The organism is Microbacterium sp. BLY (genome assembly GCF_017939615.1).
In the GTDB taxonomy this organism is placed as follows: Bacteria; Actinomycetota; Actinomycetes; order Actinomycetales; family Microbacteriaceae; genus Microbacterium.
The window spans coordinates 1,874,356-1,891,358 of record NZ_JAGKSR010000001.1 but is presented as its reverse complement, the minus strand read 5'-3'; the positions used below and the strand labels follow the sequence as shown (position 1 = coordinate 1,891,358).

Below are 17,003 nucleotides of genomic sequence, written 5' to 3'. Positions count from 1 at the left end.
TCTCAGGCGCCCCGCGTTGGCGCGCGGGGCGTGGTAGCTCCTGAGACGTCGTGCGCGCAGGCCCCAACCGGAAAGGACGGCGGGCAGGCAACGCGCACGAGAGTTATGTCACCGCGGATACGACGGCAACGGCGGCTGCGGCCCGTGGTCAGTCGCGAACACGGACTCTCCCGCCTCGCGAATCTCACGTGCTACCGCGGGAGCCTTCTGAGAGAACTCGACAGCACGGCGCTCCTGCACCTTGCGGTGCAGGACGGCGATGCCGTTGAGACGGAGGCCAGCGGACGCGAGTGCGAACCAGTCGAGGTGCGATGTCGTCTTTCCCTCGAGGTAGTACCGGCCGTTGTGCCCCCAGCTCTCGCCCTCGGCGAAGAGCACGGAGAAGTCCACGCCGGAGCTCCCCATCGGCTCGAGGCCGAAGGTGCGCGAGATGAGGATGCGGAACGAGGCGATCGGCTCCATCGCGAACCAGGACTTCTTCGCGGCTCGGTATGCGGCGATCGTCTCGGCCGGCTGGTCGACGATGAAGTCTGACGTGGTGTTGTACGTGATCCCGTGCCGCTGTGCCGCGTCGACGAGGGGCGCGGCGGCCTCATCGAAGTGCGGCTGCAGGCCGATGATGATCTCCTCGAGGAGCGGGACCGTGTCACGGACCACTTCCGCGCGAAGCTGGTCTTGCACCCGGCTCACGCCGGGAGTCATACCGGTCAGGGAACGAAGGTCATGACCATCGTGGCGCCGGATGGCGATGTGCGTGATGCGCTCTCGCAGCTCGTCGTCCGAGAGGTCGAGAACGCGGCCGCCGGGGATCTTCGCGTGTGCTTCGGCGACGTCGAACAGACGGAGGCCGCGGGCGAGCGGCTCCGGCACTGCGATGCCGAAGGCGTCACATCGCTGAGCGAAGACGCGCAGGCTGTCCCAGTTCATGCGTCGGCCTCGACCCTCTCAATGGCGTGCTGCTCGAGCAGGTGCTCGACGAGGGTCGGCCGCGTGCTCGCGGGGAGGTAGCCGTCGCGGTAGACGTACGTTTGGCCGCCACCTACGAGATCGGCGACAACGCAGGGCGCGACCACCCGATACTTGGCCTGGCCGTGGATGTAGCTGTTGATCGCCACGGTCACGCCTTCCCTGGCGTGGACCAGCCGGCCTTCGCGGCGAGCGCGTTGAGGGCAGCCTGTGTCGGTGCAGCGCGGCGCGGGGCCACGGTGGCGGGCGCCGCCCAGCCAGCACGAGCGGCGAGCGACGCCGGCGCCTTGGGCGCCGCGTCAAACGCTGCGAGCACCTGGTCGACGCCGGCGGACGCTGCGACGCCGAGACGGGCCGATACGGCGTTCACGAAACGCGCGGCGTCAGCGCGCTTGCGGTCGAGGTCCTCGACGGAGGGGATGCTCGCACGCGGATTGCGGTGCAGCGAGTTGAATGAACGAGTCACGAGTGCTCCCAGGAATGGAGGCGTTCACGCGCGGCCCCAGCCCGTCCGCGTGCTCTCCAACCAGGAGACTTCTGACCGTCGAAGCGAGCGACCCACACGGCCGATCACGCTCCCGTCGAGAACCACGATAACGCGCGTCGCCCCCGCGGGCGAGGATCGTCCCCCTGCGGCGCGGCGAGATACGGCCGCGCCTCGAGAAGCTGCTCGAGCTGCGCGTACACGTCACCCCAGATCAGCGCCCCGTCGGCCTCGTACAGGCGATCGACGTCAACGAACCGGGCGAAGTCCGCCGGATCGGCGAGGACATCGCGCAGCACGATGCCGAGCAGCATCCGGTTCTGTTCGGCGATCGCCGACTGCAGGCGGGTGAGCTGTGTTTCGGCCGCCCGTGCACGCCGCCGTAGGCCGGCCTCGATCTTCGAATGGTTGCGAGTGTCCATCAGAGGGCCCGAATCCGCGCGCGTGCGCGATGGGGGTGCCCAAATCGGGCGGGGAGAGAGGACCACACCCCGGGGCCCTGGTCCGCCCCCATCGCCGATGCTGGATTTCTTGCGGGGTGGGGGTCGGTGTGCTGGCGGATGGTCATGAGCGCGTTGCCTCGAGGGCTGTGGCGATTCGCTCGAGCGAGATCGCGATTGAGATGAGCGCTTGAGCGCTGGCCTCGGCGGTTTGGTTGTGGGCGAGGAAGGCCTGGGCCTGCTCGGTCTGTTCGTTCATGGGGTGTCCTTTGTGCTGGTTGACCTCGCCGGCGGCGAGGTGGTTGTTGATGAGTTCGCGGTTGACCTCGCCACCTCGCCCCCTTAAGGGGGCGGCGAGGTGACCGGCGTGCTCGCTGGCGAGGTAGCGGCGAGGTCCGGCGAGGTGGCGAGGTGAGGGATTGGGACGTGCACCTTCGCACCGCGAGGTCCTGGCACGACGACGGACAACGCACGCTGCTGTGCGACGTGCGTCGCCTGGCGAACGTCGCTGCGGGGAATGCCCTCGCCCTTCAGTGCTTCTTCGATCGCGGCCTGGCTGAGCCCGTTTGGGTTCGCGGCGAGCAGCTCGATGAGTGCGGCGAGGGCGACCTCGACGGCGGCGTCGCGCCTCGACATTCCGGTGACGCTCATGCGGCGGCGAGCGGGGTCGTACTCGAGCTGCGTCTCGGGCACGGACACGTCGCGACCGAACGCGGAGAAGAACCGCGGCGACATCGACGGGTCGTCGGGGCGTTCAAGGGTGATCTTCCACGTGACGTCGGGCCATCCGAGCAGGCGGGAGTCGCCGCGGGCGCGTTCGCCGGCGTGCCCCATGTGGTGCACGAGCACCGTCTCGCTGATCCCTGCTTCGGTCTTGAGTGCGTCGAGCGCGACGAGGAACTGGCCCGCGTCGCGATTCTCATCGAGGCCGAGCGCGTCGAGCACGGGGCGAAGACAGTCGAAGATCAGCACGTCGGCACCGCGCAGCACGTCGGCCCACCTGGCCCTGGTGGCCGGGTCGATGATGTCGAACGACGCGGTGCGGCCGCGGAGCGGGACGACGGACACGTGCTCGGGGTGCTGGATCTCTTGCTCGCGTAGCCAGCGTCGGAGGCCACGCGGGTCGAGCTCGTTGTCGATGAGCACGACCCGCGCGGGTTGGACGGCGAACGTGCCGAGGAACGCGTCGCCGTCGGCGAATGCCCGGGCGAGGTTGCCGATCGTGGTCGACTTCCCCGCCTTCGCCGGCGCGGGGAACAGCGCGTTCCCGCCGGTGGGGAGCAGCCGGTCGACGCGGTACTCGGCATCGACGTCGGGCTCGTCGAGGAACGCGTCTAGTCGAGTCGGCGCCGGGATCGTCGTTTCGGCGCTCTCTTCGGCGTCGAGCATCCGGCGGGCGTCGCGTCGGACACGGAGGCGCTGCAGTTCGTGCTCGAGGTCGGCGTCCGCGATCGCCGCCCGTTCCGCCGGCGTTGGTGAGAGCCGTTGGCGAGCTTGCTCGAGTGTGTAGTCGTACCCGCTTTCCAGTCCGGCATAGTCGACCCGTGCGCGCAGCGTCAGGCGCCCGTCATGCTCGCGCAGGCCGCCCGCCGTGCCCTCGACTTGCCCGGGGTGTCGGTAGGCAGCCAGGAACGGGCCCGTCGCCTCTGTGCGCCGCCAGCCGGCGAGCAGGTGATCCCACGCGGCGAGGTCCGCGGCGAACTCGTCGACGGGCCGCAGGAGGCTCACGCGTCCGCGCCACGGAGCACCGCGGCCTGATACATCGGAACCGCGGCGAGCAGAGCGCCGACAAGATCGAGCATGTCGTCCGGCTCCAGGCCTTCCCGGTAGCGGGTATCGATCGACACGTACGGCGCCTTGGTCCCGTCATCCCATGTGAGGGCTCCGTCCGTGTACGTGGCGTATCGCGTCAGAGATATGGGCCCCATCTGACGTTCGAAGTACACCTCGACGCCCTCGAGGCCGTCAAAGTCCGCCACCTCGGCAGCGGATGCCCAGGGGGGGCGTGATGCGAGCACGTCGGAGTGCTCGGAGAACCACTGCTCATCGGCTTCGGACCTACTACCGCCCGTCGTTTGATCGCGAAACGACGCGACCGATGGAGCGTAGTTCGAGAGCAGCAGGGCTTGGTCGCGATACCAGGCCCGCACAGCGTCCGCGAGCTCGGGATGCACGATCGCGGCCATGGAGCCGTCGCGCATCGACGCTGCGTCGAGCATCGTGCGGCCGCTCAGCTGGTGTTCCAGGTCTGCGATCCTGCGCACGAGCGAGTCGCGCATCAGCGGTCCGATTTCGAGGCGCAGCAGATGAATCGGGATCCAGCGGCTGCGGTCCGTGTCGTCGTTTGAGATGATGGGCGCGACCGAATCCTGTGCAGGTTTCTGGTTACCGCCCTCGGCAGCTGCTCCAACAGCTCCGAGGGCACTCTTCGTCTCGGACATGATCACACCGCCCCAGAGAATGCGGCGTCGATGAAAGCGTCGACGTCGGCCTCACGGAACATACGGCGTCCGCCGATCTTTGCCGAGCGCGGTGCGGTGCCGGCGTGGATCATCCATTCGAGTTGCGTCCGCGTCTTTCGCAGGCGCTCAGCGGTTTCGTCGAGGGTGAGTAGTTTCTGCACGGCTCCTCCTTGGGGTATCAGGTTTTCCGAGGGCGTATCGGATAACCCGATACTACATAAGATTTGCCGACACGCAATAAGAAAATTCGATATGCTCCAACCCATGACGCTGACAGACAAGGAACTAGGCGAGAACGTTCGGCGCTTCCGTGGCGACATGTCGCAGAAAGCGCTTGCTGAGCGGATGAACGAGCTCGGGGCGCGATGGTCCCAGCCGACCGTCGCCGCGATCGAGCGCGGCGAGCGATCGCTGAAGTTCACGGAAGTGACAATGCTCTCGGAGGCGCTGCAGCTGCCGATTGGACACTTCGTGAGTCCGGGAATCGCGACGGAAGTCCTTCAGCGCGCGCGGGCTACTCTCGTGGCGCACGACCAGCTCAAGGCGGCGATTCGCGCATACGAGAACACTCGACTGCAGCTGGCAGCCACCCTCGACAGCGTGGCCCCCGACGACGTCACGAACCATCAGCTGATCGTGGGCGAGTCGTGGGTGGAGCGCGGAGTCCTCGACGTGATCGAAGAGATGCGCGAGGAACAAGGGATCGGCGAAGACGGCGACCAGGGCGCATCTGGGCACCTCGCCGATCCCGAGGGGCACCCGTGGATGACGCGCTGGGCCGAGAAGTACTCCGGGGCTGGCATCGATGGCTAGCATCAAGCAGCGCGGGAACGGCAAGTGGCGGGCCCGTTATCGCGACGAGTCCGGGAAGGAACATGCTCGCCACTTCTCCACGAAAAGGGAGGGGCAGCGCTGGCTCGACGAGCAGACCGCGAAGATCATCACCGGGACGTACGTCGACCCGAGGGCCGGCGCCGTCACCCTCAGCGCTTTCTACGCGGAGTGGGCACCACGACAGGTCTGGGAGCCGCTTACGGAAGTCGCGATGAACGTCGCGCTGCGGGGCTGCACCTTCGCGGATATCGAGCTACGGAAGGTCCGCCGCTCGCATGTGGAGAGCTGGATCAAGGGTATGCACAGCCGCGGCCTCGCGGCGAGCACGATCCGCACCCGAGCGAACAACGTGCGTGCAGTGCTGCGCGCGGCTGTTCGAGACAAGCTCATCGGTGCAGACCCGTCCGAAGGCGTGACACTTCCTCGGGCTCGCAAAGTCGAGCAGTCGATGCGCATCCCCACGCCGGAGGAGCTGCGATCGCTTCTGTCGACTTCCGAGCCATGGTTCGCGCCCTTCGTCGCCCTCTGTGCGTTCGGTGGCCTGCGTCTCGGTGAGGCGGCGGCGCTTCAGATCGGCGACGTCGACTTCTTGCGCCGACAGATTCACGTCCGCCGTCAGGTGCAACGACAGCCTGGCGGACTGGTACGAATCTCGCCTCCGAAGTACGGATCCGAGCGCACAATCGTTGCCCCTGACGCGCTCCTCGAGCTCCTCAGCCTCCACGTGCGCGACCTCGGCGTATATGGCGAGGCCGGCTGGCTGTTCGTCGGTGAGCATGGCAACCCGCCGCACCAGAACACGATCCACTACTGGTGGAAGAAGACCGCCGCGGCCGCGGCCGTCGAAGGCGTTCGGCTTCATGACCTGCGGCACTTCTACGCGTCAGGCCTCATCGCTGCCGGCTGTGACGTCGTGACGGTGCAGCGAGCCCTCGGTCACGCTCGACCGACGACGACGCTCAACACGTACGGTCACCTCTGGCCGGACGCTGAGGACCGTACGCGCGCCGCGGCCGCCGGGCTGATGGAGGCGGTTTTCGCGGATTCTGCGGACCGTCTGCGGACTGTCGCGCCGTAGCCGCCCAAATCATGCGGGAGAATGGCCGCTCTAGTTGTTGAAGCGGAACTCCACGACGTCGCCGTCCTGCATGACGTAGTCCTTGCCTTCGAGACGTGCCTTGCCCTTGGCGCGGGCCTCCTGCACCGAGCCCGTCTCGACGAGGTCGTCGAACGACACGATCTCGGCCTTGATGAAGCCCTTCTCGAAGTCGGTGTGGATGACACCGGCAGCCTGCGGAGCCTTCCAGCCCTTGCCGATCGTCCACGCCCGCGCTTCCTTGGGGCCGGCGGTGAGGTAGGTCTGCAGGCCGAGCGTGTCGAAGCCGATACGGGCGAGCTGGTCGAGACCCGACTCGTCCTGCCCGGTCGAGGCGAGGAGCTCGGCGGCGTCCTCGGGGTCGAGATCCTTCAGCTCCGATTCGATCTTCGCGTCGAGGAAGATCGCCTGCGCCGGCGCGACGAGGGCGGCGAGCTCGGCCTTGCGGGCGTCATCGGTCAGCACGGACTCGTCGACGTTGAAGACGAAGATGACGGGCTTGACCGTGAGGAGCCCGAGTTCGCGGATGGGCTCGAGGTCGAGGCCACTGGTGGAGAGCAGGATGCCGCGCTCGAGGGCGTCCTTGGCGGCCTTCGCGGCCTCGAGGACCGACGGGTCGATCTTCTTGCCGCGGACCTCCTTCTCGTACCGTGTGATCGCCTTCTCGACGGTCTGCAGGTCGGCGAGCATGAGCTCCGCGTTGATGGTCTCCATGTCGGACGCCGGGTTCACGGCTCCGTCCACGTGCACCACGTCGTCGTCGGAGAACCCGCGCACGACCTGGGCGATCGCGTCGGCCTCGCGGATGTTCGCGAGGAACTGGTTGCCCAGCCCCTCCCCCTCGCTCGCGCCGCGAACGATGCCGGCGATGTCGACGAACGACACCGCGGCCGGCAGGATGCGCTCGCTGCCGAAGATCTCGGCCAGCTTCTCGAGCCGCGGATCGGGCAGGTTCACCACGCCGACGTTCGGCTCGATCGTCGCGAACGGGTAGTTCGCCGCGAGCACGTCGTTCTTGGTGAGAGCGTTGAAGAGGGTGGACTTGCCGACGTTGGGCAGGCCGACGATGCCGATAGTGAGAGCCACGGGGTACGAGTCTACCTGCGGCACCTTGCCCTCGCCTCACCCTCGCCAGGGCAGGCATCCACGCGGGATCAGGCGGCAGGTCGCGAAAAGCGCCTGAGGCGGCGCGAGAGCCTGGTCAGCGGCGCACCGTGCGGAACGCCCTGCTCACGTACGGCACCTCGATCACGTCGTCCCCGTGCAGGCCGAGCTCATCGAACAGCGCGTCCATCTCGCCTCGGATCCGCGCCTTCTCGGCATCGTCGGCGGTGATCACGGCGCTGCGGGACGCGGCCATGCGGTGCAGGAGCTCCCGTGTCATGGGGCGCGACCACTCCCAGCGCTCCTGCCCCAGAGCGCCGAAGGGCTCCGCCACCACGGGGTCGCCCGCCGCGAGCATGATCTCGGCGTTACTGCCGTGCATGATGTCGGTGAGCCGGCGCACCCAGTCGACGCGCTCGTCGCGGAGGTTCCAGATGAGACCGAGCACCCCACCCGGCCGCACCGCGCGACCGATCTCCGCCGAGGCGGCGATGGGCTCCACCCAGTGCCAGGCCTGGCCGAGCACCACGGCATCCACGCTCGCATCCGGAAGGGGCAGCTCTTCGGCGGTCCCGACGAAGGTGGGCACCCCGGGAACGGCGTCGCGCAACGCCGTGAGCATCGCGGGGTCGGGGTCGATCGCCACGACCTCGGCGTCCGCAGCGGCGACGAGCGCGCGCGTGAGCTTGCCGGTGCCGGCACCGACGTCCGCCACCCGACGCGCACCGTCCGCCATCGGTTCGAGCATCCAGGCGACCGCCTCGAAGGGGTACTCGGGCCGTCCGGCCTCGTAGCTTCCGGCCGCCGCGCCGAAGGATCTCGCGAGTTCGTCCGCCATGTGGCCAGCATACGGCGAGCCTGCCCGGCGACGTCCGAGGACCGGGAGAGAGTGAGGACGTGCCCCTGGACTTCACTGCGATCGACTTCGAGACCGCGAACTCCAGCCCGGCCTCCGCGTGTTCCGTGGGACTCGTGCGGGTGCGGGGCGGGGAGGTCGTCGCCACCGCGAACTGGCTCATCCAGCCGCCGCCCGGGCACGACGAGTTCCAGGAGTGGAACATCCGCATCCACGGCATCCGCCCCGAGCATGTGCGCGACGCCGCGTCCTGGGCCGACCAGTTCGACCGGCTGTGCGGGTTCGCGGGCGCGGATGTGCTCGTGGCGCACAACGCCGGCTTCGACCTGAACGTGCTGCGCCGGGCGACGGAGGCCACCGGACAGATCTGCCCGCCCTACCGCTCCCTTTGCAGCCTCCAGGTGGCACGCAAGACCTACCAGCTCGATTCCTACCGTCTCCCCCTCGCCGCCGCGGCGGCCGGATACGCGGAGTTCTCGCACCATGACGCCCTGGCGGATGCCCTCGCCTGCGCCCAGATCATCGTCGACGCCGCGGCGCGCGCAGGGGCGAGCGACGTGTTCGGCCTCGCCGACGCCCTGAGCCTGCGGGTGACGGAGCCGTCCGTGCCCGCCTTGGAGCGCGCGGTCGCCTGACACCGGTCGCGTCCGCCGGCGGATGTCGGACGCCCTCGGCATCATGGACCCATGGATGCCCTGTCGATCGTTCTCCTGCTCGTGGCCCTCGCCGCGGGCGTCGCTCTCGGCTGGTTCCTCCGCGCCGGGCGAGGGGCGTCGGAGCTCGCGCGCACGCAGGCCGAGCTGGCCGCCGTCCGTGACGACCGAGACCGTCAGTACGACCTGTACCGCGACGCGGTCGAGCACGCGCGCTCCGAGCAGCGAGCCGAGGCCCAGCGCGTCCAGCAGCAGAACGCCGTGCTGCAGGCTCTGGCGCCGGTCCGCGAGAGCCTCCAGCAGATGCAGTCCAAGGTCGCGGCCATCGAGAGCGAGCGGCAGGCACAGTTCGGCACGCTCGCCGAACAGCTGCGCCGGGCCCAGGAGTCCGATGAAGCGCTCCGCGCGACGACGGAGTCGCTCGCTGGGGCGCTGCGGTCGACGTCCACCCGCGGCGTCTGGGGCGAGACCCAGCTGCGCCGCGTCGTCGAGGCCGCAGGACTGACCAGGCACGTGGACTTCGACCTGCAGGCGACGATCACGTCCGACCGCGGGCAGGGGCGCCCCGACATGGTCGTCCGTCTCCCGGGCGGCACGTCCATCGCGGTCGACGCGAAGGTGCCCCTCGACGCCTACCTCGAGGCGTCCGCCCTCCCGCTCGGCGACGCCAACGAACCCCAGCGACGGGCCCACATGCAGAAGCACGTCCGCGCCGTCCGGGCCCACGTCGACGCCCTCGCCAAGAAGGCCTACTGGTCGGGTCTCGACGCGAGCCCCGAGTTCGTCATCTGCTTCCTGCCGAGCGAGTCGCTTCTCGCAGCCGCCATCGACGAGGACCCGACTCTGCTCGACTACGCGTTCAGCCGCCGCGTCGCCCTCGCCTCCCCCGTCAACCTGTGGGCCGTCCTCAAGACCGTGGCCTACACCTGGACGCAGCAGGAGGTCTCCACCGAGGCGCGCTCGCTGCTCGCGCTCGGTACGCAGCTCTACGAGCGCCTCGGCACCCTCGCCGGTCACGCCGACGATCTGCGGCGGGCCATCGAGCGCACGGTCGACAGCTACAACCGGTTCGCCGGTTCCCTCGAGTCGCGGGTGCTCGTCACCGCCCGGCAGTTTCCCGGCGTCGATGCCGAGGCCCTCGCACCGGCGACAGCGATCACCGCGGACGGACGGCGCTTCACCGCCCCGGAACTCCTCTCGCCCGAAGACGACGAGTCACCCGACGACGAGACCACCGAGGGCCTTCGGGCCGACGTGGGCGATGTTCGTGCCCGACTCGGCCACGTCGACGTCAGGCGCGATCCGCGCGAGTGACGGCAGCACGCACCCGGCCGGAGCACCACGGTCCGGGGTGCGACCGATCGACGGGCGTCAGGCGATGCCGGGAACGCCGCTGAGCAGCAGGATGACCAGCCCGCTCGTGGCGAAGAACGCACCGATCATCCACCAGGCGCTAATCTCGTGGCCCTCGGCGCGGCGCACCCGGAACAGTACATCGGCGCGGCGCGCGGGATCGACGGCGGGCTGCGCCACGGGCGCCGGCGGGGCGACAGCCGCCGCCTCGGCATCCGCACTCACCCGAAGGATCCGTCCGGTGTTCGTCGTGATGATCTTCGTCGGTGCGGCGCTCTTCGAGCCGCTCGTGTGCTGCGTTGTCATGCGTTCGCCCTCCTGTGCCTGCGGTGCCTGGCGGCTCCGTCGACGGCGACAAACCCAGTCTCAATTGTGACACGAGCACACGGCGGACCGGGGGCGACCCGTCCGGGAGCGGATACCGGGTCGGTAACGATGGCGGATCGCCGCGCCGTCATCGACGCGGATCGCGCGTCACAGCCACTTCGAGACGAGGTGCTCCGAGGCGATGCGGCGGAGGGTGCCGGAGGCGCCGCGCAGCACCACGCTCTCCGTGTAGACGTATCCGCGCTCCCTGCGCACGCCGGCGACGAGCTGACCGTCGGTGACACCGGTCGCGACGAAGATGGTGTTGTTGCCCTGCACCAGGTCGTCGGCCTCGTAGACACGGTCCATGTCCAGACCGGCATCGATGCCGCGCTGACGCTCGTCGTCGTCGCGCGGCCAGAGCCGCCCCTGGATGTGACCGCCCAGCGCCTTGATCGCGCACGCGGTGACGATGCCCTCCGGGCTGCCGCCGATGCCGACGCACATGTCGGTGCGGGCGTCGTGGCGGGCGGCGTTGATCCCACCGGCGACGTCGCCGTCGCTCATGAGGCGCGTTCCGGCTCCGGCATCACGGATCTCCTGGATGAGCTTCTCGTGGCGGGGGCGGTTGAGCACCGACACGACGATCTCGTCCACGGGCTTGTCCAGCGCCCCGGCGAGCTTGCGGATGTTCTCGCCGATGGGAAGCCGGATGTCGACCACGCCGACGCCGGCGGGACCCGTGACGAGCTTGTCCATGTAGAACACGCTGGACGCGTCGAGCATCGTGTCGCGGTCGGACACGGCGATCACCGAGAGCGCGTTCTGCCGACCCGCCGCGGTGAGCGAGGTGCCGTCGATGGGGTCGACGGCGATGTCGCAGAGGGGTCCGCGGCCGGTGCCCACGACTTCGCCGTTGAACAGCATGGGGGCGTTGTCCTTCTCCCCCTCGCCGATCACGACACGGCCCTGGAAGTCGACCGTGCCGAGGAAGGCCCTCATGGCGTCGACGGCCGCACCGTCGGCGGCTTCCTTCGCACCGCGCCCGATGAACGGGACCGCCCGGATCGCCGCGGCCTCGGTCGCGCGCACCAGCTCCATCGCGAGGTTGCGGTCGGGACGCAGCGGACTCAGGTCGGCAGTCAGACTCACCATGGCTCCAGCCTAACCAGCCGTCCCCCTCTCCCCGCTCGTTTTCACCGATCGCAGCGCGAAGGAATTGCGATTCTTAACGGGCCAGCAGGAGAACCGCTCCCACCCCGGCCCTCCTCCTGCAGGAGCCGCGCACCCGCCCCGATAGAGTGGCACCTGTCCCGGCTTCACCTACCGCAGGAGTTCTCATGCCCGTCGCCACCCCGGATCAGTACGCCGACATGCTCGACCGCGCGAAGGCAGGCGGCTTCGCGTACCCCGCGTTCAACGTGTCCAGCTCGCAGACGATCAACGCCGTCCTCCAGGGCCTGACCGAGGCCGGCTCCGACGGCATCATCCAGGTCACGACCGGTGGCGCCGACTACTTCGCCGGCCACACGGTCAAGGCCCGCGCGACGGGCGCGCTCGCGTTCGCCCGCTACGCCACCGAGGTCGCCAAGAACTACCCGGTCACCGTCGCCCTACACACCGACCACTGCCCGAAGGACGCCCTTGCCGGCTTCGTCGAACCGCTCATCGCCGCTTCCGAGGAAGAGGTCAAGGCCGGTCGCAACCCGATCTTCCAGTCGCACATGTGGGACGGCTCGGCTGTGCCGCTCGCCGAGAACATCGAGATCGCAAAGGAGCTGCTCCCCCGCATGAAGGCCATCAACGCCATCCTCGAGGTCGAGATCGGCGTCGTCGGCGGCGAGGAGGACGGCGTGCAGCACGAGGGCTCCAACGAGGCCCTCTACACGACGTTCGCGGACGTGGATCAGGCCGTGCAGGCCCTGGGCCTCGGCGAGCAGGGCCGCTACATCGCCGCCCTCACGTTCGGCAACGTCCACGGCGTCTACAAGCCGGGCGGCGTCAAGCTGCGTCCGGAGCTCCTCGGCGAGATCCAGGCCGAGGTCGCCGCGAAGTACAACACCGGAGCCAAGCCGCTCGACCTCGTCTTCCACGGCGGCTCGGGCTCGACGGACGAGGAGATCGCGCTCGCGGTCGCCAACGGCGTCATCAAGATGAACATCGACACCGACACGCAGTACGCGTACACCCGCGCGATCGCCGACTACATGTTCAAGAACTACGACGGCGTCCTCAAAGTCGACGGCGAGGTCGGCAACAAGAAGCAGTATGACCCGCGCGCGTGGGGCAAGATCGCCGAGTCGGCGATGGCCGCCCGCGTCGTCGAGTCGACGCGCCAGCTCGGCTCGTACGGTCAGTCGAAGAGCTGATCCCGGTCTGCATGACGAAGGGGCCCGGCATGATGCCGGGCCCCTTTCATCGTGTCGGGAGGGATCAGCGTCCGCCGGTCGCCTGATCGAGATAGGCGATGAAGGCCGGATCCCCCATCATCGGCACGACGAGGCAGAGGGCGGCGATGCCCACCGTCACCACGGCCCCGACGACGGGAACCCACCAGGTCAGCCGGCCGCGGCGCAGGCGACGGATCGAGAGGGCCGCGGTCACGCACCAACCGACGACGAGGACGGCGGCGGCGATGGTGCCCCACGTGCGGCCGGCAGCGTAGTTCGTGAACTCGCCCTCGATGCCCAGCATGCCCATGGTCTGGTTCATGACCGGGACGATGTCGAGGTACGACAGGCCCGAGACGATCACGTTGACGAGACCGTACGCCAGCAGGGCGATCGTCGCGAACCGGTCCAGCGGGTGGGGGCGGGCCGGAGCGACTCCCCCGGGCTCGGGTGCCGGCGGAGGCGTCGTCGGGAGGGCCGGCGTGACCACCTCGGCCACGGGCGGCAGTCCCGCGGCTCTCCGCTGCTCCTCTGGCGTGGCGAGTTCCCCGTACCGGGGGCGCTGGTCGGTCATCCCGCCATGGTATCGGCCGGGGCTGGACGGCCGTTCAGAGAACCGGGGCCTCAACCGATAGCGGCCCCGGAGAAGTGGGGACTCCTCGGGGCCGCGGACGTGGAGCGCTGGGGACGCTCCTCATCCCGTTGGTCGCCGGCGCTGGGGACGCCTGGGGCGATCAGTAGGGCATTGTCAGCCACTACGCCTTCGATCATAGGGAAGCCCGGATGCGCGCGCCAGGGCTTCGAATTCAGATGGTGAACTCCGCATCGGGTCCCTCGCCGTCGAGCACGTCGGCTCCGAGCTGCAGGGAGAGTCGACGCGCCGTGCGCTGGAGGTTCGACACGAGTCGCCGGTTCACGACCGCACGATCGGCGGGCAGCGAGATCGCCAGCGAGGCGGTCACGCCGGGGGCGACGACGGGCACGGCGACGCAGGTGGCGCCGATCGAGTACTCCTCGCGGTCGATCGCCCACCCCGGCGTCTGTTCCAGCTGGGTGAGGAGCGTCCGCCGATCGCTGATGGTGCGCGGGGTGAGCTCCTCCAGTCGGTGGCGCGAGAGGTAGTCCAGGCGGTCCTCCTCGGAGAGCGCCGCGAGGATCTGCTTGCCGAGCGCGGTGGCATGCGCGCTCGCCTGCAGCCCCACCCATAGCTCGATGCGGGGGTTGCGCACCGCGTCGACGATGTCCACGAGGTGCATCTCGCCGTCGGCGTACCGGGACAGGTAGGCCGTGGCCCCGACGTCCTCTGTGACCGCGCGCAGCGCCGCACGCACCCGCGCGAGGAAGACTCCCCGCGAATCGATCTGCTGCTGGAAGGACGGGAACCGCTCTCCCAGCACGAGGCCGTCCGGTTCGGCCCGCAGATAGCCCTCGTGCACGAGCGTGCGCACGAGGTTGTACGTCGTCCCCGGGGTGAGCCCCGTGATCGACGAGAGCATCTTCGCCGGAAGCGGCCGCGGGGAGTTCGCGACGATGTCGACGAGGCGGAGCGCGCGTTGCACGGACCCGATGAGGGTCGGCTCCGCCTCCGCGGCGTTCACCGCTACGCGCCTCCTCCTGCGGAGGCGCGACCGCCGAGGGCGCGCGCGTCGCGCTGACCCGTGGCGTCCTGACGGAGCTCCTTCGGCAGGGAGAACATGAGGTCCTCCTCCGCCGTCTTGACCTCTTCGACGTCGCGGTAACCGGCGTCGCCGATCGCGTCGAGGACCTCGCGCACGAGGACCTCGGGCACCGAGGCGCCACTGGTGACGCCCACGGTCTCCACCCCGTCGAGCCACTCCTGCCGGATCTCCTCGGCGTAGTCCACCCGGTACGCGGCCTTCGCCCCGTACTCCAGAGCCACCTCGACGAGGCGGACGCTGTTGGATGAGTTGGCCGACCCGACGACGATCACGAGATCGGCACCCTGGGCGACCTTCTTGATGGCGACCTGGCGGTTCTGCGTGGCGTAGCAGATGTCGTCCGACGGCGGGTTGTGCAGGTCGGGGAACCGGGTGCGGAGGCGGTTCACGGTCTCCATGGTCTCGTCGACGGAGAGCGTCGTCTGCGACAGCCACACCACCTTCGACGGGTCCTTCACCTGCACGGTGTCGGCCTCTTCCGGGGAGTTCACGACGGTGACGTGATCGGGGGCCTCGCCTGCGGTGCCTTCGACCTCCTCATGGCCGTCGTGGCCGATGAGCAGGATCTCGAAGTCGTCCCGCGCGAAGCGGACGGCCTCGCGGTGCACCTTCGTCACGAGCGGGCAGGTCGCATCGATGGCATGCAGACCACGGTCCGATGCGGCGTTCACGACAGCCGGGGAGACGCCGTGGGCGCTGAAGACGACGTGCGCGCCCTCCGGCACCTCGTCGACCTCCTCGACGAAGATCGCGCCCTTCGCCTCGAGCTCGGTCACGACGTGGATGTTGTGCACGATCTGCTTGCGCACGTAGACCGGGGCACCGTAGCGCTCCAACGCCTTCTCCACAGCCACCACGGCTCGGTCTACGCCGGCACAGTACCCGCGCGGGGCAGCGAGGAGGACGCGCTTGTGTCCGGGCACCGGGTTATCCTGAAGCCGCCCGGCCGCGGCGCGCACTCGTGGGATGCGAGGAGCGGGAAGATGAACGGCAGTCGAAGTCACCCCTCGATTCTACCGTCGTCCGGCTGGGCGGGGCCGGTGAGCGCACGGCAGGAACGGATGCAGATGACAGTCTTCGAAGCGGCGACGGGACCGGGCGAGACCCCGCCGGCGGATGCCGTCGCTCCCCGCGACTCCACCGCCCAGGCGCCGACCTCCGTCGCGCGCCTGAACGCCACCATCCGCGACTTCGTCGCCCGCTGGAACACCGTCTGGGTCGAGGGCGAGATCACGTCGTGGAACGTCCGTGCCGGCAACGTGTTCGCGCGCCTGAAGGACACCCGCTCCGATGCGCAGATCTCCATCCGCGTCTGGTCGAGCGTCCGCGGCCGCATCCCGACCGACCTTGGTGTGGGCGACCACGTCGTCGCCGCCGTCAAGGCCGACTACTTCGTCCGCTCCGGCGACTTCAGCTTCGCGGTCTCCGCCATGAAGCACGTGGGCCTCGGCGATCAGCTGGAGCGGCTCGAGCGCCTGCGCGTGCAGCTGCGTCAGGAGGGCCTCTTCGACGCGTCCCGCAAGAAGCGGCTCCCGTTCCTCCCCCACGTCATCGGCCTCATCACCGGCGAGCGCTCGGACGCCGAGAAGGATGTGCATCGCAACGCCGAGCTGCGCTGGCCGCAAGTGCGGTTCACAACCGCGTACGCCGCGGTGCAGGGCGACCGCTGCGTTCCCGACACCCTGGCCGCGCTCGCCCGCCTCGACGCCGATCCCGAGGTCGACGTCATCATCATCGCGCGCGGCGGCGGCGACCCGCAGACGCTCCTCGGCTTCAGCGACGAGCGCCTCGTCCGCGCGGTGGCGGCGGCGTCCACGCCAGTGGTCAGCGCCATCGGTCATGAGAACGACCACCCGCTGCTCGACGACGTCGCCGATCTGCGCGCGTCCACGCCGACCGACGCGGCCAAGCGGGTCGTGCCCGACGTGGGCGAGCAGCGCGCTCTGATCGCGCAGCTCCGCTCCCGCGCCACCACCCGGCTCACCCAGCGACTGACGCACGACATCGCGCAGCTGGAGCAGCTGCGGTCACGCCCCGTGCTGCGCTCGCCCGATCCGATCATCGACACGCGCGCCCAGGAGACCTTCCTGCTCCTCGCCCGCGGTCGCGACGCGGTCGCCCGGCAGCTCGACGACGCGGGGCGACGCACCGGGGAGCTCCGCGCCTCGCTGCGTGCGCTCTCCCCCGCTGCGACCCTCGCCCGGGGCTACGCGATCGCGCACCTGGAGGGCGGCGTCATCCTCCGGGATGCCGCCGATGCCCCCGCCGGCAGCGCCCTCACCCTCACGGTGGACCGCGGGTCGCTCGCCGCACGCTCGGAAGGCGAGATCGCGGAAGGCGCCTGAGCCGGAGGCGTCCAGGCCACGACGTAGGATGGAGG

Annotated in this window: 21 protein-coding genes; 6 read left to right on the top strand and 15 right to left on the bottom strand. The window is 69.4% G+C overall.

The features are described from left to right. Positions 1–108 precede the first annotated feature (108 nt). The 8 genes from KAF39_RS09350 to KAF39_RS16250 all read right to left on the bottom strand — a co-directional run bounded on the left by KAF39_RS09350 (position 109) and on the right by KAF39_RS16250 (position 4,513). A complete protein-coding gene (locus tag KAF39_RS09350) occupies positions 109–927 on the bottom strand; it encodes a hypothetical protein (protein ID WP_210677009.1) in 819 nt (272 codons plus the stop codon). Beyond that, positions 924–1,115 (bottom strand): hypothetical protein, encoded by a 192-nt coding sequence (locus KAF39_RS09345; RefSeq protein WP_210677008.1) that lies wholly within the window; start codon positions 1,113–1,115, stop codon positions 924–926. The genes KAF39_RS09350 and KAF39_RS09345 overlap by 4 nt, the downstream gene beginning before the upstream one ends. Before the next feature lie 2 nt (positions 1,116–1,117). Continuing rightward, entirely contained in the window at positions 1,118–1,432 is a 315-nt protein-coding gene (locus KAF39_RS09340; RefSeq protein ID WP_210677007.1) for a hypothetical protein, read from the bottom strand. A gap of 104 nt (positions 1,433–1,536) precedes the next feature. Then, the gene (locus KAF39_RS09335) at positions 1,537–1,872 is read right to left on the bottom strand and encodes a hypothetical protein (protein ID WP_210677006.1); all 336 of its coding nucleotides are present in this window, start codon (positions 1,870–1,872) and stop codon (positions 1,537–1,539) included. Positions 1,873–2,014: 142 nt separating this feature from the next. Beyond that, a complete protein-coding gene (locus KAF39_RS16155; protein ID WP_282595490.1) occupies positions 2,015–2,149 on the bottom strand; it encodes a hypothetical protein in 135 nt (44 codons plus the stop codon). An 83-nt stretch (positions 2,150–2,232) separates the two neighbouring features. Further along, complete coding sequence (locus tag KAF39_RS09330) at positions 2,233–3,618, bottom strand: AAA family ATPase (protein ID WP_210677005.1); 1,386 nt, start codon at positions 3,616–3,618, stop codon at positions 2,233–2,235. Further along, the gene (locus KAF39_RS09325; RefSeq protein ID WP_210677004.1) at positions 3,615–4,331 is read right to left on the bottom strand and encodes a hypothetical protein; all 717 of its coding nucleotides are present in this window, start codon (positions 4,329–4,331) and stop codon (positions 3,615–3,617) included. The genes KAF39_RS09330 and KAF39_RS09325 overlap by 4 nt, the downstream gene beginning before the upstream one ends. Positions 4,332–4,333: 2 nt before the next feature. Further along, positions 4,334–4,513 (bottom strand): helix-turn-helix domain-containing protein, encoded by a 180-nt coding sequence (locus KAF39_RS16250; RefSeq protein WP_307805160.1) that lies wholly within the window; start codon positions 4,511–4,513, stop codon positions 4,334–4,336. A 103-nt stretch (positions 4,514–4,616) separates the two neighbouring features. Between KAF39_RS16250 and KAF39_RS09315 the strand changes: the two genes are divergently transcribed. Together KAF39_RS09315 and KAF39_RS09310 are read left to right on the top strand one after the other, a co-directional pair. Then, on the top strand, positions 4,617–5,165 hold the full coding sequence (locus tag KAF39_RS09315; protein ID WP_210677003.1) for a helix-turn-helix domain-containing protein: 549 nt from the start codon (positions 4,617–4,619) through the stop codon (positions 5,163–5,165). Then, the gene (locus KAF39_RS09310; protein ID WP_246878271.1) at positions 5,158–6,264 is read left to right on the top strand and encodes a site-specific integrase; all 1,107 of its coding nucleotides are present in this window, start codon (positions 5,158–5,160) and stop codon (positions 6,262–6,264) included. The genes KAF39_RS09315 and KAF39_RS09310 overlap by 8 nt, the downstream gene beginning before the upstream one ends. Before the next feature lie 30 nt (positions 6,265–6,294). Here the strand turns inward: KAF39_RS09310 and ychF are convergent, their stop codons facing one another. Together ychF and KAF39_RS09300 are read right to left on the bottom strand one after the other, a co-directional pair. Next, the gene (gene ychF, locus KAF39_RS09305; protein ID WP_210677002.1) at positions 6,295–7,368 is read right to left on the bottom strand and encodes a redox-regulated ATPase YchF; all 1,074 of its coding nucleotides are present in this window, start codon (positions 7,366–7,368) and stop codon (positions 6,295–6,297) included. A gap of 115 nt (positions 7,369–7,483) precedes the next feature. Next, entirely contained in the window at positions 7,484–8,224 is a 741-nt protein-coding gene (locus tag KAF39_RS09300) for a class I SAM-dependent methyltransferase (protein ID WP_210677001.1), read from the bottom strand. 59 nt (positions 8,225–8,283) lie between these two features. Here KAF39_RS09300 and KAF39_RS09295 point away from each other — a divergent pair, with 59 nt between their 5' ends. After that, the gene (locus KAF39_RS09295; RefSeq protein ID WP_210677000.1) at positions 8,284–8,877 is read left to right on the top strand and encodes an exonuclease domain-containing protein; all 594 of its coding nucleotides are present in this window, start codon (positions 8,284–8,286) and stop codon (positions 8,875–8,877) included. Between the two features lie 51 nt (positions 8,878–8,928). Further along, positions 8,929–10,209, top strand: coding sequence for a DNA recombination protein RmuC (rmuC, locus tag KAF39_RS09290; protein ID WP_210676999.1), 1,281 nt, complete (start codon positions 8,929–8,931; stop codon positions 10,207–10,209). 57 nt (positions 10,210–10,266) lie between these two features. Here the strand turns inward: rmuC and KAF39_RS09285 are convergent, their stop codons facing one another. Continuing rightward, positions 10,267–10,554, bottom strand: coding sequence for a hypothetical protein (locus tag KAF39_RS09285; protein ID WP_210676998.1), 288 nt, complete (start codon positions 10,552–10,554; stop codon positions 10,267–10,269). A gap of 168 nt (positions 10,555–10,722) precedes the next feature. After that, the gene (glpX, locus tag KAF39_RS09280; protein ID WP_210676997.1) at positions 10,723–11,709 is read right to left on the bottom strand and encodes a class II fructose-bisphosphatase; all 987 of its coding nucleotides are present in this window, start codon (positions 11,707–11,709) and stop codon (positions 10,723–10,725) included. 185 nt (positions 11,710–11,894) lie between these two features. Here glpX and fbaA point away from each other — a divergent pair, with 185 nt between their 5' ends. After that, the gene (gene fbaA / locus KAF39_RS09275; RefSeq protein WP_210676996.1) at positions 11,895–12,923 is read left to right on the top strand and encodes a class II fructose-bisphosphate aldolase; all 1,029 of its coding nucleotides are present in this window, start codon (positions 11,895–11,897) and stop codon (positions 12,921–12,923) included. Between the two features lie 64 nt (positions 12,924–12,987). Here the strand turns inward: fbaA and KAF39_RS09270 are convergent, their stop codons facing one another. From KAF39_RS09270 to KAF39_RS09260, 3 genes are all read right to left on the bottom strand, one after another. Further along, a complete protein-coding gene (locus KAF39_RS09270) occupies positions 12,988–13,518 on the bottom strand; it encodes a DUF6264 family protein (RefSeq protein WP_210676995.1) in 531 nt (176 codons plus the stop codon). Between the two features lie 232 nt (positions 13,519–13,750). Continuing rightward, positions 13,751–14,542 (bottom strand): IclR family transcriptional regulator, encoded by a 792-nt coding sequence (locus tag KAF39_RS16245; protein WP_210676994.1) that lies wholly within the window; start codon positions 14,540–14,542, stop codon positions 13,751–13,753. A 2-nt stretch (positions 14,543–14,544) separates the two neighbouring features. Then, positions 14,545–15,591, bottom strand: a complete 1,047-nt coding sequence (locus tag KAF39_RS09260) for a 4-hydroxy-3-methylbut-2-enyl diphosphate reductase (RefSeq protein ID WP_210678012.1) — start codon at positions 15,589–15,591, stop codon at positions 14,545–14,547. Positions 15,592–15,690: 99 nt separating this feature from the next. On the opposite strand from KAF39_RS09260, the gene xseA reads away from it, so the two are divergent. Then, complete coding sequence (gene xseA / locus KAF39_RS09255; RefSeq protein WP_210676993.1) at positions 15,691–16,968, top strand: exodeoxyribonuclease VII large subunit; 1,278 nt, start codon at positions 15,691–15,693, stop codon at positions 16,966–16,968. Positions 16,969–17,003: the final 35 nt, after the last annotated feature.